12 protein-coding genes are annotated in these 17,755 nt (G+C 38.4%); all 12 read right to left on the bottom strand.

The genetic code is table 11. The features are described 5' to 3' along the window. Position 1: 1 nt before the first annotated feature. Entirely contained in the window at positions 2-1,072 is a 1,071-nt protein-coding gene (locus GM418_RS07260; protein WP_158864620.1) for an L-rhamnose/proton symporter RhaT, read from the bottom strand. 115 nt (positions 1,073-1,187) lie between these two features. Further along, complete coding sequence (locus GM418_RS07255; RefSeq protein ID WP_158864618.1) at positions 1,188-2,222, bottom strand: uroporphyrinogen decarboxylase family protein; 1,035 nt, start codon at positions 2,220-2,222, stop codon at positions 1,188-1,190. A gap of 41 nt (positions 2,223-2,263) precedes the next feature. Further along, positions 2,264-3,553, bottom strand: coding sequence for a hypothetical protein (locus tag GM418_RS07250; protein ID WP_158864616.1), 1,290 nt, complete (start codon positions 3,551-3,553; stop codon positions 2,264-2,266). A gap of 8 nt (positions 3,554-3,561) precedes the next feature. After that, positions 3,562-4,587 (bottom strand): alpha-L-fucosidase, encoded by a 1,026-nt coding sequence (locus tag GM418_RS07245; RefSeq protein ID WP_158864614.1) that lies wholly within the window; start codon positions 4,585-4,587, stop codon positions 3,562-3,564. A gap of 34 nt (positions 4,588-4,621) precedes the next feature. Then, complete coding sequence (locus GM418_RS07240; protein WP_158864612.1) at positions 4,622-5,587, bottom strand: sugar phosphate isomerase/epimerase family protein; 966 nt, start codon at positions 5,585-5,587, stop codon at positions 4,622-4,624. 36 nt (positions 5,588-5,623) lie between these two features. Further along, positions 5,624-6,994 carry an alpha-L-fucosidase gene (locus GM418_RS07235; protein ID WP_158864610.1) on the bottom strand — a complete coding sequence of 457 codons (1,371 nt, stop codon included), beginning with the start codon at positions 6,992-6,994 and terminating at the stop codon, positions 5,624-5,626. Between the two features lie 91 nt (positions 6,995-7,085). Next, on the bottom strand, positions 7,086-8,204 hold the full coding sequence (locus tag GM418_RS07230) for a family 10 glycosylhydrolase (protein ID WP_158864608.1): 1,119 nt from the start codon (positions 8,202-8,204) through the stop codon (positions 7,086-7,088). A gap of 76 nt (positions 8,205-8,280) precedes the next feature. Beyond that, entirely contained in the window at positions 8,281-9,390 is a 1,110-nt protein-coding gene (locus GM418_RS07225; protein WP_158864606.1) for a family 10 glycosylhydrolase, read from the bottom strand. A 119-nt stretch (positions 9,391-9,509) separates the two neighbouring features. Then, complete coding sequence (locus GM418_RS07220; RefSeq protein ID WP_158864604.1) at positions 9,510-10,895, bottom strand: alpha-L-fucosidase; 1,386 nt, start codon at positions 10,893-10,895, stop codon at positions 9,510-9,512. Positions 10,896-11,272: 377 nt separating this feature from the next. Further along, on the bottom strand, positions 11,273-13,057 hold the full coding sequence (locus GM418_RS07215; RefSeq protein WP_158864602.1) for a RagB/SusD family nutrient uptake outer membrane protein: 1,785 nt from the start codon (positions 13,055-13,057) through the stop codon (positions 11,273-11,275). Positions 13,058-13,068: 11 nt separating this feature from the next. Further along, positions 13,069-16,416, bottom strand: a complete 3,348-nt coding sequence (locus tag GM418_RS07210; protein WP_217447728.1) for a TonB-dependent receptor — start codon at positions 16,414-16,416, stop codon at positions 13,069-13,071. A gap of 201 nt (positions 16,417-16,617) precedes the next feature. Continuing rightward, positions 16,618-17,619 (bottom strand): FecR family protein, encoded by a 1,002-nt coding sequence (locus tag GM418_RS07205; RefSeq protein ID WP_158864598.1) that lies wholly within the window; start codon positions 17,617-17,619, stop codon positions 16,618-16,620. Between the last annotated feature and the right edge of the window lie 136 nt (positions 17,620-17,755).

Raw genomic sequence — 17,755 nt, 5'->3', positions numbered from 1 at the left:
ATCAATTGGCATTATTGATTATACTTTCTCCAATATAACTTCCATAGCTAATAATACAGAAGGATAGTATTAAGGTAATTAATCCTGCTAATAAAATAATGTATGTTTTTGACTGTACATTTTTCCATTCTTTCATAAGCAATCCTACAATATAACTGAAAAATATTAGCATAGACATGTGAAGCACCCAACTGGCAAATTGAAAGCTACCCATTTTAACGTGTCCCAGCCCATAAAAGAAAAACTGAAAACACCATAGCGTTCCTGCAAAAGCTGACCAGCACCAATTTCGAATAATTTGACCAATAGAAATCATTTTTCCCGGGTACAATTCTTTTAAAGAACGGTTTCGTAATCCGGCGATTACAAACCAAACAAAGTTGACAAAAAAACAACCCGAGGTTGACACTATAAGTTTAGCATTTCCCTCAAAAATACCTGCCCCGTTTCGTGCTGCAATATCGGCTATTGGCTGACCAAATTCCAGCGACAGATTAAACACTCCGGACAGCACACCTGCTATGGAGGTTAGTATCAATCCCAAAGACATGTTAAATCTTACTTTCCCGTCTCCAAACAACTTCAAATCCTTTTCTTTTTTAAAACCAGCCCATCCGCAAAAAAGGACCCCGGCAACAGATAAAAGCATTCCTGTCAGAACAATGTTTCCGCCTGCTCTGGAAAAAAAATCCTGTAGGCCTCCAAAAATTATTAAAGGAAAAATAGTCCCTAGTACGGCCGATATACCAATAGATATTGTGTAGGTAAGTGAATATCCAATATGATTGATAGCTTTCCCAAACGACATTCCTCCAAAACCATAAAGACCACCAAGCAAAAAAGCTATCCAGAACGAACCGGAAGGGGCTTGGACAAAAATTGAAAAAAAACCGGGAACAGTTAGCCAGCCAATAACAAGCGGCATAATTATCCAGGCAAACAATGCCTGCACGAGCCAGAAAGTCCCCCACGACCACTTACGTGTTTGTGTGTTGGGCAAATAACAACTTGCAGCAGAAATTCCTCCAATCGCATGGAGGCCGGTGCCGATTAACGGGTTGGTTGAGATCATTGGTTTTTATTTTATATGAGTATGACTAATATTGAAAAACATATTACGATATCAGAAAATAATACAGCTATTCCTGATAATTTCAACTATCGCATTATTTTATGGAAATTCATCTCTACTGGTTTATTGCTTTAAACATTGCCTTTATATTTGCCGGAGGAATATCGGGTAAAACGGCTTCATGGCTCGGAGAGAGAATCAAACCTGTTGGAAAAAGATCCTTTAACTCCATAACCTTCTTCGTTACATCTTTTGGTTCGCCATTTACTAAAAGATTTTGTGCATCAACACCTCCACAAAACGCAACAACACCCTCAAAATGATTTTTCAGGTTGGCTCCATCCATATTACTGGCCAGTGCCTGAATCGGGTGAATAATATCAGCTCCCAGATCAGCCAGATCCTGAATAACGGGAAATATTGAGCCACAGGAATGGTGCATCACAACAAGACTATAACTTTTGGCCTGTTCAATCAGTTTTTTTGTTCCGGGAAAAACAAATTCACGTAGGCTGTCGGGATCGACCATTAATCCCGTCTGACTGCCAAAATCATTCCCTATCAGTACCGCATCGAGCAGACCTTTGGTCGATTCATAAAAAATTTCATTGGCTTTCAAATAAAAATCAGTTATACGATCAATTACTGCCCTAAACATTTCCGGATTTAAAAACATTGTCATCAAGGCATTTTCCATACCAAAGGCTGCACATGCATCCTGAAAATGGGCACTCCAAAGTATCCCCATCTTTATCCGGTCAGAAGGCACGGCAGCAACACGATCTGCTGATTCTTTGCGATTGAGATACAGCGAAGGATCGGGCCAGGCAAATTTGTCCACATCAACCGGATCATTATAATCTTCAAAAAAACCTGGGGCTGTAAGAGTACGTTCATCTGGTTTGTCTAAATGATTAACCTTGGCAAATTTAAATGCACATGCAATATGGTTTGAAGGAGGATAATCGTAAGGTACTTCTACCGGATAAATATCGTCGTCGATAGCTATACGAAGCGAATCGACACTGTTTACTTTAAAATATTGTAATAATGCTGGCTCTGCAGAAGGCACCGGAAGCCCTAACCATGAAGCAGGCCGATCAACCGGCTGATAATGAATGGTTGAAAAAAAACGGTCTTTGTGATTCATATCTTTCATGAGTTATAATTGTCCAAAACATAAATAATTCATTATGCACCTCCAACTATTTGCATTGCCAATTCTGACCATTCCCAAAGTCTTTGTGGTTGGTACCTGACCGTTGAAATATCCTTCATAATATATTCAACATTACACCCTATGGCAACATCCTGAAACATAACAAGCTGACGTTTTGCTTCTTCCGGATCCCATGAAATAAATACTGAGGGAGAAGGCTTCCTGCTCAAAACATATTTATCGCCCAACTCTTCAACAGCCTTTTTTATATTTACCCAGGCACTTACCGACACTTTTCGAAGGTTGGGAATACATGCCAGTATTTCAGCTTTATTATCCAATGGCTCACAGCAGCCATAATAAACAAGCCCAAATCGTTTAAGCCAACGCATATCATGTTCAAGGGCAAACTCCCAATGCATTTCAGGAGATACTGATGAAAAAATTTGCGCATTGGAGCAACCCCACATGTTATATGGTCTTACATGTTCTTCATTGAATTTATTCCCTGGCAAACAGTTGGCATAACCGTACCCTCCTGAACCAATTCGGGTATTATTACAATCGAGACTTAACAAATTCTTTGATTCAAATTGGTCTAATTCATACATCCATGCATCAACCATTCGGTCATATGCTGCATGAACCATATTAGGACGCATACATAAATCGAGCATTGCTTCTTCAATTCCCCACCACCTGATAAGAAAATCCCACGGTGTATACCAAATATGCGTTTGTCCCTGCTTTTTTACCGGAATAATACCTTCGAAAATGTCTTTCATGGCACCAAAAGCATAATTGGTTGCCTTTTCCATGTAGGTAATTACCGGAAGTTGTATCTTCTCAATATCTTCCGGTTCACTTATCTGAATTTTAAAATGTCTGGAATATATGTCATTCTCACTGTCAGTAAATTTGGTTTCAACATCCTCAACAATACCAAAATCTGTGGTGTGATAAACTATAGGACAATCGAGATAATCATTTACGACCATATCACAAGGCATGTGTTCCCACTGATAAATTTCACGCCTCAATTTCTGTTCAAGTTCTCTCGCCCACGGATGTTGAGTTCTTAATGTAAGTTCATCGTTGACATTCATCTCATGCCACGGAATTTCATTTATCCAGACCATGGGTCTTTCCTGTTCAAGATCATTCATTTTCTGCCATAACCGTGCTTTCTCCTTTTGAATTGGCAAAAGGGCGATCTCCGCAATTCTTGCCCCAAGTCGTCGTAAAATTTCTTTTTCCCGCTGGGTAAGTATTATTTCCTCCTCAACAGGCAACTGAGGGATATGGCTCGGATCATGCAACATAATTAAGGTTAATTTTCAGATAATATCTTTCCTTTTTTGATATATTTCCCAACTTCACGTAAAGTCTTTACATCAATTTTTCTAATTTTTCCTTTATAATCAGGACCTACGTCAAGCGAGAAAATGTTTCCGTATTTAACCGCGCCGAGATAATCATTATAAATTTTTTCGGGGGAATGTACCAGATTATCATGCGCAGGAAGAGAATAAAACCAATCAGCTCCACCCTCATGTTCCGGAAGGATTGGATAGGTAAATTCAGCCACAAAAAAATTATCATAATTCGTATGTACGTGACTTTTAAAACCTACGGTAGTTTCATCACCAATAACGCCTGGTTTTCCCCGTTCCCGAATGTTTAACCGACCTGCTGTCTCTCCTGAATTAAATCCGACAAAACAATCGGGCTGAAACTGATGTACCCAATCTACCGTTGCCTGATGACTCAGTCCTCCATCGCCAACGGCATGATCCATCCAGAAAAATTCAATGGCGCCATACTTTGTACATAACTCTTTTAGTTGCGCCTTTTTTATTTCAGGGTTTATGCCTTTCCCCGAGTTGTATCCTTTCCCGTCAACAGCTCCAGTCCAATTCCAATCGCCTTCAGAAAAATATAAAGCAAGCTTTAATCCATATCTGTCGCACGATTTACGAAGTTTTGCCAGAACATCTACTCCCAGAGGGCTGTTTGTTACTTTTTTTTCGGTGGTTTTGGTATCCCATAAGCAGAATCCATCGTGGTGTTTGGTTAAAAAAAGAATGTAGTTCATTCCGGCATTCTTTGCCACTTTACACCATTGATCAGTATCAACACCGGTTGCCCTGAAAAAAGAGGGACCTTTATCCAATGTGGGAGTCCATTCATTTCCTGAAAATGTACTGAATGACCAACAGATAAACATCCCAAATTTCAAATCTTTAATTTCGGAAGCTCTTGTCTCATCCTGAATTTTGTCTTTGTTTATACTTGCTGACCTGCTAACAAGTGAAGAAAAAATAAGTATTATCAAAAAAAGCCATCTTATTTTCATTGTCTTAAATCTCAAATAATTTTCTCTGTAATTCTTATTCATACCATGTAAACGCATCTCTTACAGTCTCCAGACTTTTGGGAATTGCTTCCATTGGATCTGCATTGCCTTCAAATTCGATGGAAACATAGCCCTTGTAATTTACTTTTCTAAAAATCTCTGCCACACGCGGATAATCAATATCCAGGGTGTACCATTTCCCTCCTCCCAAATAGGTTTTTGCCTGTACCAAAAACGTTTTGGGAGCCATCAATTCCAATTGTTCATATTGATTTTCAAGAAAATTACCTGTATCGCTTGTGACCTGTAGCCACGGAGAATTTACCGCATTCACAATTCTAAGCACTCCTTCCGCAGTGCGTCCCAGTCCCCAATGATTTTCAAGTCCTAAAACCACACCGCATTTTTCAGCTGTTGGGATACATTGCTCAATAGCGTCTATTACCCATTCGAAACCATCTTCTTCGGTGTATCCTTCCAGTGGAGGCTCAATTCCTTTGTTAGCCATCAAATCATCAAATGAGCCACTAGTCCCCCAACGTCCTGTATTCAAGCGCATTGTTGGAATGCCTAACTGATAGGCAAGTTCAATTTGATGAATGGTTTTTTGAATTTCAGCATTACGTTTCTCTTTTTCCGGGAAAATAAAACTCTGGTGCGTGGAAAAACCCATTATATCCAGGCCTGCATGAAAGGCCTGTCGTTTCAACTTTTGCAAATAACTATTTTCCTCCGACTGCATTTGCCTCAATAAAAATTCAATTCCATCAAAGCCCATTTGGGCAGCTTTTTCGATACAATCTTCAATTGGGGCATTACTTTTGGGACCATTGAATTGCCAAAACGAATAGGTGGAAACACCAATTCTGTTTCTGCGTGGGCTTACATTCTTTTTAATATTATTCTCATTTGATGAAACATGTGAAGTTGCCAGCCCCAGTCCTAATGCAGTCAAAGCAGAATTTCGAATAAAATTTCTACGATTATTTAACGGTTCCATTTGGTTAATTTTAAAGTAAAAAGAAATAGAATTTAATCAGTTTAAAATTACCTCGATGACAGGGATTTCAATGTTCGGTTTTGCAACAGGAACACTCAGATCCAGATCTCCGGTGGAATGATCATCGCCACCGCGATTGTGCTGCCGTGGTTCTGAAATACGGATTTCAGAAGCATCGTGCAGAAACTGGGCATATTTTACTTTGCCTTTATAGCCGGGCAATCTTAGGTTTTGCAACGGATAATCGAGCAAATGAATATACAAACGGTTGGTTTCGGGATTGTACGTAAGCAGTGAATTTGCAGGTGATTCAAATTCATCGGGTGCCTGTGTACAACCGTATATGGAGCGGCTGTTGAATTTCATCCATTCTCCCATTTTTTCCAGTGCCACGTCGGCACGCTCATCAAAAACACCACGGGCAGTCGGGCCAACGTTGAGTAGCAGGTTTCCTCCTTTACTTACCGATTCGATCAGCAATCCCAGCAACTGTTTATTGTCTTTCCATGTATATTCATCGCGGTAATATCCCCATGAACCGGAAAAGGTTTGGCAGGTTTCCCATGGAATTTTTTTGCCATCAATTTCAGGCCATTTATCCACTTTATATTGCTCCGGTGTCATAAAATCCCAACCTCCTTCAACATCCTGCAAATCAGCCCTGTCATCTATAATTATTCCAGGTTGAAGTTCCCTGACCATTTTTATCAATTCAACTGAGCCCCAATCATCACGGCCTTTTCCAAATTCGCCAGGAAAAGAAAAATCAAGCCAAAGAATATCTATTTTACCATAATTCGTTAGAATTTCACGAACCTGATTTTTCAGATATTCGCGATAAACAGCCATATCTCTCCCTTTATTTAGTGCATCGTATTCTTCCTTGGTCCTGGCGCGTTGCGGGTGTACGCGATCAATAGTGTAATCCGGATGATGCCAATCTATTAGAGAATAGTAAAACCCAATCCGAAGTCCTTCTGCCCTAAATGCTTCTACCCATTCTTTAATAATATCTTTATCATAGGGCGTATTTGTTACCTTGTAATCGGTATATTTTGAATCAAACATGTTGAAGCCTTCATGATGTTTTGAAGTGATAACCGCGTATTTCATACCGGCAGCTTTTGCTTTTTTGGCCCATTCTGAAGGGTTGAATAGATCGGGATTAAAAATTTCAAAATATTTCTGATACTCTTCAGTGGTTATCCGTTCCCGGTTTTTTACCCACTCGTGACGGGCAGCCTGAGCATACAATCCCCAGTGGATAAACATTCCGAAACGGGCATCCGTCCACCAGGACAGGCGTTCTTTCTTTTGTTCTGGTGTTTCGTTCCAAATCTTTTTTTGCGAAAAGCCCGTATTTACTATTAAAATTCCGAGCAAGAATAGTATTGTCAATTTTTTCATCAGTTTTATTTATTAAGTTTCATTGATAAGATTCTATGATTTATTTTCCATTCATTTGATTATGCACCAGTTATTGTGATTTCCAAAATCGCTATTGTTTTTTCACATAGTTAAGAGGTAAGTCATTAAAGGCACGGGCGAGTACCGCAATGTTCCGTTCATCTTCCTTTAAACTGTCAATAGGATTTGAGAGATAATAATCAACTGGTTTCATCATGGGGCCAATAACAGGTTTGGTAAAACCATATAAACCCACATTCTCTTTGAGCGCGGCAGGTACAATTTCCGCGGGGTTTTGTTTATTCCAATTGGCCAGACAGGTAATCAGCTTTGTTTCACTTCCGGTCAAATCACGCATTGCAGCAGTTCTTTTTATATCTCCGGCTTCGTTCATCAACCAATCTACTTCCTTTAACAACGCAGAACCTTCGTACTCTTTACTGTCAACTTCGTATGCAGTCAACCAAATAATACAGTCAGGTTTTGCTCTTTTGGTTGTTGTTTTTATCTGTTGCCATGCACGGTCAATGGCCTTCCGTCGAAAATCCAGTTCTATTTCAGGAGTTATACTGTCTTTTCCAGGAAAAGGTTGTTGCATTAACTCTTCATACATTTCCTGCTCACATTCCATCCATCGGAGTGGCGGCAAAGGATCACGCCCTCCTCCGGGATTGTAAAACCAGTCAAGCATGATTCCATCCATGTCGGTTTTTTTGATAGCATCTTCAATGGAGGAACTCAAATAATCAACATATTTTTTTGTAAACGGAATTTGTTGTCCATTCATTCCATAGCACAAATCAGGATGGTCTTCTTCCCACTTATTATTAGCTCCTACACAAAAATAGCCGAACACTTTCATATTCTTCCGGCGGCCTATTTTTACCATTTCAGTTAAAAAGTCGTATTTCAAGCCAGGCTGTTCCGGTACTACACCGTTTTTGTACCAGGCATAACCATTGCATGAAACACCAAATGAATGAACTGCATTACATCCTAAATCTTCATACCAGTCCATTAATTCTTCAGGATTAGCGTCGGCCCATAAGCCGGGTTCGGCAAAACCATGTGCTCCTCCCGGCCCCCAGTTATAATCGATATTGTATGCCCGGATTGCTTCGTTACCTGATTTGCCAGTTTCCCCTTTATTACAACCGGTTATTACAACAAGAGTTATAAATACAATAAACCAAATCGTTTTATTTTTCATAATTTAAGTTTTTGATAGTTCTAAAGTTAAAACCCCAATATCAAATCTTATTATCTATGATATTTTAAACAGAATCTTATTTTTTCACATACCCATGGGGTAAGTTGTTAAATGCCCGGGCAAGCACCGCAATGTTCCGTTCATCTCCTTCCAAACTGTCAACAGCATTTGAAAGATAATAATCAACTGGTTTCATCATGGGGCCAACAACTGGTTTGGTAAAACCATATAAACCCACATTCTCTTTGAGCGCAGCAGGCACTATTTCTGCCGGATCCTGTTTATTCCAATTGGCCAGACAGGTTATAAGTTTGGTTTCTCTTCCGGTCAAATCTCGCATTGCTGCTGTTCTTTTTATATCTCCGGCTTCATTCATCAGCCAATCCACTTCTTTTAACAGCGCAGAACCTTCATATTCCTTGCTATTGACTTCGTATGCAGTCAACCAAATAATACAGTCAGGTTTTGTACCTTTGGTTGTTGTTTTTATCTGTTGCCATGCACGGTCAATGGCCTTCCGTCGAAAATCAAGTTCTATTTCAGGAGTCATACTGTCCTTTCCAGGAAAAGGCTGTTGCATTAATTCCTCATACATTTCCTGTTCGCATTCTATCCATCGGAGTGGCGGCAAAGGATCGCGCCCGCCTCCGGGATTGTAAAACCAGTCAAGCATGATTCCATCAATATCGGTTTTTTTGATAGCATCTTCTATGGAGGAGCACAAATAATCAATATATACCTTTGTAAGAGGAATCTGCTGCCCATCCATTCTGTAACATAAATCAGGATGATCTTTTTCCCATTTATTATTGGCTCCTACACAAAAATATCCGATTACCTTCATGTTTTTCCGCCGACCTATTTTTACCATTTCAGTTAAAAAATCATACTTTAACCCTGGTTGTTCAGGTACTATCCCATTTTTATACCAGGCATAACCGTTACATGAAACGGCAAACGTTTGAATTACATTACAACCCAAACCGGCATACCAGTTAACCTGCTCCTCCGGATTTGCTTCAGCCCACAAACCAGGTTCTGCAAAACCATGTATATCTCCCGGCCCCCAGTTATAATCTATACAATAAGCTTTTATTGACTTGTTCTCTACTTCCGTTGAAGTATTTTTACATCTCAAAAAAAATGAGAGGCTTATAATCAATATAAGAAGTATTTTTCTAACCATTTTATTTTTAAGGTTTTATTCATTGGAATTATCTTAAATGTCACTTCTCTGCAATAAAAAGCCTGCTGTTTTAAACATTACGAATTATTTCGTGCTTCTTAATGCGGCTTAAATAATTCTCAACTAACTTTAATTTTAAATGCCCAGGCATAGCTGCATGAAGTTGGCCGCGACTTCTGTTTTGGATAATATATTGTTAATCCATTATCCTCAGTCCAATCCCATTTCAGTTCACCGGGTACCCCTAACATCGTAATCTTTGATCCTTCTACCGGTTTAACTGATTTCAGATTAAAAGTTTCACCTTGCCATTTTAGAAAAATTGCGTAAACGTGCTGGTCTTTCGCGGTGTAACAAATATCTCCTTCTTCCTGTACCTTCCAATAATGTGTGCCGTAAATTGCCTCGCCGTTTACCAATAACCACTCGCCCAACCCTAACAATGGATATTGTTCATATTCAGGAATTTCTCCTTCCGCAGTTGGGCCAACATTAATATCAAAATTACCATTTTGGCTAACTCCTTTTATTACTTTGTCGATAAATTGTTTTGGAGTAAGACAATCCTCCGGATCGGTATCCTGATTATAACCAAAAGTTTTAGCAATTCCTTGCCAGAATGACCACTTGTGAGTCAATGATCCTTCACTTCCTTTATCAAAATCATATTCCACATTATACAAATCGCCATGTTTTCCCCTTTCACCCTTTCCAAAACGATCATTTACAAAAACCTCCTGATTCCTCTTTGCTGCCTCATTGTAATAATAAGCAACCACTTCTTTCATCTTCCAGAATGGTTCAGGATGATCCCATTCTCCATCAAAATAAAAAAAGTCAGGATGGTATAAGTCAATTAGTTCCTTAATTTGAGGAATCATAAAATCATCCACATAATTATTTACTCTTTTCAATCCGGCATAGGGGATTTCCTTTCCGGTATAAATGGGATTATACCATTCATAAAGAGAATAATACAAACCAACTTTTAATCCTTCGTTACGTGCAGCTTTAAAATATTCTCCTAAAATGTCCTTTTCAGGACCCATTTTTTTGGCATTACGGTTGGTATATTTACTTGGCCACAAACAAAATCCATCATGATGTTTTGAGGTAATAAACATATATTTGGCTCCCATTTTTTTAGCAAACTTTGCCCAGTCGTCCGGATTGTATAATTCGGCTTTCCATTGAGGAATAAAATCATCGTATGTAACATCATTTCCATATACCTCACGATGATAATCATAAGTCGGATTTTTTTTATCATTCATCCTGCTTCCATACCATTCTGCATAAGAAATTCCTTCCTGACGCGGCGCCCATGCCGGAACAGAATATACTCCCCAGTGCATACTCAATCCTATTTTTGCATCATCGTACCACTGTGGCATCTTGTGCTTGTCAAGAGATTCCCAGGTAGGTTCATAAACTTTTTGGGAGATAGCACTAAAAATAAAGGTCTGACTTATTAAAAAAACAATGAATGATTTTTTTAAACGCATATACTTCTGACTTAATTATATTTTTGAATACCTGCGACTTTGGCCTTTAGTTAAGCTGAACAGGTATTATATTTTGTTTTGCTTTTTAAGCTGATATTTTATTCTTAACTAAGAATTAAACAGATAGAGGAATTCGTTTTATCGAATTAATAGTAATACGCAAAAACGATTTTCAGAGTCTTGTCTTACCGGTTGTTACAGGCTAATATTTTCTAACATCTTTTTTCAGTGCAGCCCTGTAAATCACAAGTCAATTTTTTAAAAGACTTTGTGATTTACAGAGGCTTAACACCGAGTTTTTGAAGATACGTATTCACTTAAAATATACTATGCGAAAGGTTTTTTATGTTTCATTCGTATCATCAACAAAACTATCTTTAATAAAGTGGATTTTGAATTAATAATTCATTTCTGTTCATTTCATCTAACTTAATTGGGAAGAAATAAAAACGATCCTTCCAATCCCGTTCCTGTACATGAATTATCTCGTACGATGGTTTATCGTCTCCATAAAAGTACTTTATATCGAGCCCGTAAGCATCGACAATAACCTCAGGAGCAATCATCCATCTTCGGATATCAAAAAAGCGTTGATCTTCAAACATGAGTTCAATTTTTCTTTCATGTCTTACCTTATCCCTCAACTCATCGTCACTCGCATTAACTTCTGGTAACCCGGCTCGTTTTCGTATGATATTAATGTATTTTCTTGCTTCACCATACTCTTCCAACTCAACACATGCTTCAGCATAGCTAAGTAATATCTCGGCATACCGGATAAATCGCCACGGAGTTGTAGTCCTGACTTTTGGTGCATCTACCGAAATATCCTGAAATTTTCTTAAATAATAGGAAGTATACGTTCCATTCCAAGTAGTAACAGGATTGTTTAAAGCATCAAGGCCCCCTATCCATGTACCATCCGCCTGTTCATAATTACCTGTCTGTATAATTCCTATCGGATCTGCAGCAATTACATCGTCAGGGCGTTGTCTCCATTTTGCGCCATCATAAAAAATATTTACATAAAATCGTGGCTCTCTGTTTTGATAAGGATTTGCTTTATGTTCAGGATTATCCCAGTCAAATTTAGTCCCATCAGACATTTCAAAGTCGTCAACCATACTATTAATAGGACTCACGTTTGCCCAGCCTTTATATCCTGCCGGCAGATTTTGTTGTCCGATATTCATCGTCCAGTGCTGATTCGATTCCGTGAAATTTCTTATAAAAATGTCTTCAACTGTTTGGGTTGACGTAAAAACTTCATCATAGTTCTGTGCAATAGAATCACTTGCACTTGGCTCTGGTTTATACAAACTATAAATACCTAAATCAATTACAGATTTGGCAGCGTTTTTGGCAGCTTCCCATTTGCTGGTTCTGTTTCCTGTTACATACCCAACTAACTCTGGATGTTCATATCCATCTGTCCATGAAGCATCAGAATTATACAAATCACTGGCAGCATACAAAAGAACTCTTGCTTTCAGGGCCATTGCTGCACCTTTTGTTGCCCTGCCAAAATCACTCCCGTCTTCGGTAAGCGGCAATAATTCAGTTGCTTTTTCGCAATCCTCAACGATGAAATCAATACATTCTTCAAAAGTATTTCGGGCAGCCAAAAAATCATCCGATAGGCCATACGCATGTTCAATAATAGGTGCCCCGCCATAAAGAAAAACCAGGTTATGATAGTGATAGGCTCTTAAAAAATAAACCTCACCGGTCAATCTTTTTACATACTCTTGATCTTCATATGTTCTTCCTTCCACTTGATCGAGAAAGAGATCACAGGCTCTTATGTACTTATAATGATGTTCCCACCTCATCTTTTGGGTTCTGCTCCATGTATCAAAAACACCATAATCACTAGGTGTTATCAATGACTTTACCACATTACCATGACCTTGGTCAGAACCAGGATCAAACATCGATTCATCTGTAAAAACACCAATCATTGGCCTGTCAAAACTATGGCCAACGTACCAATAAATATTATTTACAAAGTGTTCCATCATCGCGGGATCACTCCAAACAGCTTCTTCTCCGTATTGGTCCAAGGGTTGTCTGTCCAGATAGTCTTCACATGAACTTAGTTGTATTAGTAGTATTAGGCTAATTAAACTATATACGGTTCTTATATAAATGATTCTTTTCATGTTTACTTCTTTTAAAAGGTTAAACTTATTCCTCCATTTATTACTCGTTGAGCGGGATATGGTTGACTTTGTCCACTCAGACTTGTTTGTTCGGACTCGGGGTCAAAGTCTTTAATGTCGGGACTAAAAGTCCATAAATTATAGCCACTAATATAAATTCGAAGCCCATCTATACCTAACTTGCTATTAATGGAAGCAGGTAGTGAGTATCCTATTTCTAAAGTCTTTAATCTTATATAATCAGATTTTTTGAGAAAATATGTATTCCTGTTACTTCTCCAGTACTCAGCATCCCTGTTATATGCTCTTGGGCCGCTAGCATCAGTATTATCGGGCGTCCATCTGTTATCGTAAAAGTCTTTAAGAAAATTCCCTATCTGACCGGATTCTGTAGAAATATACCTTACAGCTCCTGCTGCGCCTTGAAATAGTATTGAGAGATCAAATTGATTATAGGTAATACTAGCTTTTAAAGCCCCTGTGAATCTCGGAATATTATTTTTATCATTCCTTACCCGATCTAACCCATCAATTTTTCCGTCGTCATTTACATCTTTAAAGATAATGTCTCCTGGGCGTGCATCTTCCCAATGGGGGTAGGCGTCAACTGCAGCTTGATCTTTAAATATGCCAATAGCTTCATAATAAAGATCGTTAGATACGTCACTATTGGTGGGTATTGGTTTACCAGTTGATTTTTGCCATTCGGGGCTCCCTGGAGTTTCATCCCAAAAAGTAATTTTATTTTTAGCATACCCCCCGTTAAAAGAAATGTTGTAAGCCAGATCCTGGATTTTATCGTGGTAACTTATGGTAAAGTCAGCTCCTCTATTGGTAACTTTTCCAATATTTTCCCGTGGTAGTGTCAGTCCAGTCGAACTGGGAACAGATGCATTTCTCCACCACAATATCTTGGAACGTCTGTAGTCGAAATAGTCAAACTCAAAATAGAGTTTATGGTCCATAAAATAAGATTCGAATCCAATATCTGCCTGATTAGCAACTTCCCAGGAAACGTTTTCGTTTGGTATTCTTGCTTCATAAAGCAATTTGTTTGCTTCGTCAGTTCCAAAGTTATAGACATAGCTACTGTAGCTGTAAGATGATAAGTACTGCCATTCGTCTATTCTATCATTACCTGTTTGTCCATAAGAAACTCTCAGTTTAAAATCTTCCATAAATGAGAGGTTTTCTTTCCAAAAGTTTTCTTCTGATATTCTCCATCCTAGTGAAACACCCGGGAAAAATCCAAATCTGCTTTCTTCTGGAAACATATATGAACCATCATATCTCCATACAAATTCGAAAAGTAATTTTTCACTGTAATTATAATTAACCCTACCAAAATAGTTCAACCTTGCATTCTCATATGATGTCCCGGTGTTGTCCTGATCTTCTCCTCCTCCTGCAAATAATTCGTCAATTGCAATTGACGCAAAATGCCTTCTGTATGCATTGAAATTATTTCCTTTACCTTCTCTGGATTCAATACCTGCCATAAAATTTATTTCATGCTTATCTATTGATTTACTGTAATTTAAAATGCCGTTAAGTAAAAGGCTTTGATTGTCATACATATATCTGGTTAAGCGTGCATCATTAAAAGGCACCATCGCTGAATTAAGGACAGGAATTCCATTTTCGTATGTTGTTCCGTCCCAGGTGTTTACTTCCCAGGGGGTTTCCCATCGTTTTCGGTTTTGAAATGATTTATCCAAATTTGCACTTCCTGTAAAAGTTAATCCTTTGACCCAAGGTACTGTCACGTCCAATTTGAAACTACTATTTATAGTGTAGACCTTATTGTTGTCATAACCAGCAGCATTTGTGCTAATTGTAACAGGATTACTACCTTCAATTATATCAGGTCCCGGTGAGCCATCGGGCCATACAGCATGTATATTGGGATTTCCCAAAGTAGTTGTTCTAAAAATGGTTCCATAACCTCTTGTTGGAGAGGTTGTATTTTCCATCCTTCCATAAACATCTGCACCAATTTTTATATATTCAGATATTTTAGCATCAATGTTACTCCGAAAATCATATTGTTTATAATTACTTACACTATTTTTGTAAAAGGCATCCTGGAATTTTGATCCTACAGATAAATAATAGTTTACATTTTCACTTCCACCCCTGAGTTGCGCATTTAGGTTATTTTGTGCAGACCAGGGCTTGAGTACCTCGTCAAACCAATCTGTATTTGGATAGAGCCAGGGATCTGAGCCAGATGTAAATTTTTGAACTTGTTCGTCAGTATATCTTGGTTCTCTTCCGTCATAAAGATCCAGTTCATTCAACAGTGTAGCATATTCAGAACCATCACACATTTCCGGGATAACTGTAGGTTGATTAAATCCCTGATTAAAATTAACTGTTATTTTTGGTTTACCCTTTTCTCCTCGTTTTGTCGTAATTAAGATTACTCCATTTGCAGCCTGCGAGCCATAAATAGCTGCAGATGCATCTTTCAGAACAGTAATACTTTCAATTGAATTTGGATCTATCCTCGAAAGTGAACGTCCCGGCACTCCATCAACTACAACCAACGGTGAATTATCCCCTAACGTATTAATTCCACGGATACGTACAATCGGATCATCATTCCCCGGTTCTCCACTTCGCTGAATCGTTGTCAGTCCGGGGAGCAGTCCAGATAGCATTTGGCTTGCATTTGTTGTTGGAGCTTTAACAATTTCCTCTCCTTTAACATTATTAATAGCTCCGGTTAAAGTAGCTTTCTTTTGAATTCCGTAACCGATTGCCACTACCTCTTCCAATCCAATTGTTTCTTCCAGCATTGTAATGTCAATCGTTGTCTGATTTCCAACAACAATTTCCTGTGCACTCATCCCTACAAAAGAAAATTGGAGTACAGCATCGTCAGGTACTTTGGGTATAGTATATTTCCCATCGGCATCAGTTACGGTTCCCTGTGTTGTGCCTTTTATCACCACAGTTACGCCCGGCAGGGGACGCCCTGAAGTATCTGTAACCCTCCCGGTAACTGCATTGGGTTGTTGTAATGCTATTGATTTTAGTTTTATGGGTTTGTCTTCTGGACTCAATAAAATCAAATTATCCTGCATCACGTCGTATGCAATATTTTGCCCCGCAAAAATTTCATCCAGAATCTCCTCAACTGTTGCATTTTTTGCTTTTAAAGAAACATATCTTTCCACATCAACTTGCTCGCGGATATAGAAAAAACGGAAATTGCTGGACTCTTCAATCTCTTTGAGGACTTCAACAATTTGTTTGTTTTCTGCCCTTAAATTGAATTTTGTGGCCTGCGAGTAAACCGTTGCCGAAACCTGCATTAAGCCCGCCAGAATTAGTATGGCTGTTAGTTTCATCATTAATAATAGTTTTTTTACCCTTCTGCATGGCAGAAAAGGGTGCATACATTTTTTTTTCATAAATTTGAATGTTTTGATTAATAGTTTTACTGGTGATTTTCACCAAAAAATTCAAGACAAGTTAAGCTGGCAGGTGTGGCTGCACCTTCCGGCTTATTTTTTAATTTTTGTTTAGTTCATAAGTTATTCCTCCGGATAAGTTTAGTTTTTGTTGTCAGTTATTTCAATTTTTTGTCCAACGATTTTATAATTGATTGGAAGTGCTTTTTTTACAATTTCAAGAAATTCGATGATGGATTCGTTTTTAATGGTTCCGTCGAAGTGCAAGTCGAGAATTTCTTTGTTTTTTATTTCTATATCAACGCCGTATTTTCGTTCCAGAAGTACCACAAGGTCTTTCAGGTTCATATTCACAAATATGAGTTTGTTATCCTTCCAGGAGGTGTACCACGAAGTATTTACTTCTTTTATCGTCAGAATTTTTGAGTCTTTGTTTAGCACAACCTGTTCGCCGGGCCTGACAATAACATCCTGCGCCAGTTTGAAATTTTCAGATGACTGAATGATAATTTGGCCCTCTTCCAGCGTAGTGATTATCTCGTTCTCTGTTTTATAAGTTTTAACATTAAACTGAGTTCCTGTAACATTTACATCATAGTAGGGCGTGTGTACAATAAATGGTTTGTTCTTATTTTTTTCCACATCAAACCAGGCTTCACCTTCCAGAAAAACTTCGCGATTTCCTTCTTTACCTTCCACGCTGTACCTGATACGTGAATCAGCGTTCAGGAAAATCACCGAACCGTCCGGAAGAATCATCTCAGAAACTGATCCTTTGGGAGAGTGTGCAGCATAATATACCGGAGCATCAGCAGTTTCCTGTAATGATGTTACGTAAATCCCTATAAACAAGCCGACAAGTATTGCTGCAGCTATTTTTACTGCATGGTATAGAAAGCGTACTTTTGTTTTATTTTGTTTTTGCTCTTTTTCGATTTTTGCCCAGAGTTTGTTAAACAGGTTTTTGAAGTCGGGCAGGGAAGGGGGCTTAGCATTTTGGGTGGAAAGATCTTCTAATAATTTTTCTTTTACCTCAAATTCTTTCTCCGGCTGATGAAATAATGAAAGCATTTCCTGCCTGTCTGATAAACTGTTGTTTTGGGAATATGCTTTATCGAAAATATGTTGAACTTGTTTTTTCATTCTTTGCTTCACTTATGAGTAATACGGTTCAGCTTCTGAATTTACTCATTTTTAAAAATTTTATCCGGACGTTTTTGAACTGAAAAGCCGCCCGGATAATTTAGGGCGACTTTTTAACTTTAACTAAACTAAAACT

It is taken from the genome of Maribellus comscasis, assembly GCF_009762775.1.
Classification (GTDB): Bacteria; Bacteroidota; Bacteroidia; order Bacteroidales; family Prolixibacteraceae; genus Draconibacterium; species Draconibacterium comscasis.
Note: the sequence above shows the minus strand (reverse complement) of the source record. Positions and strands in the feature narration are given on the sequence as shown.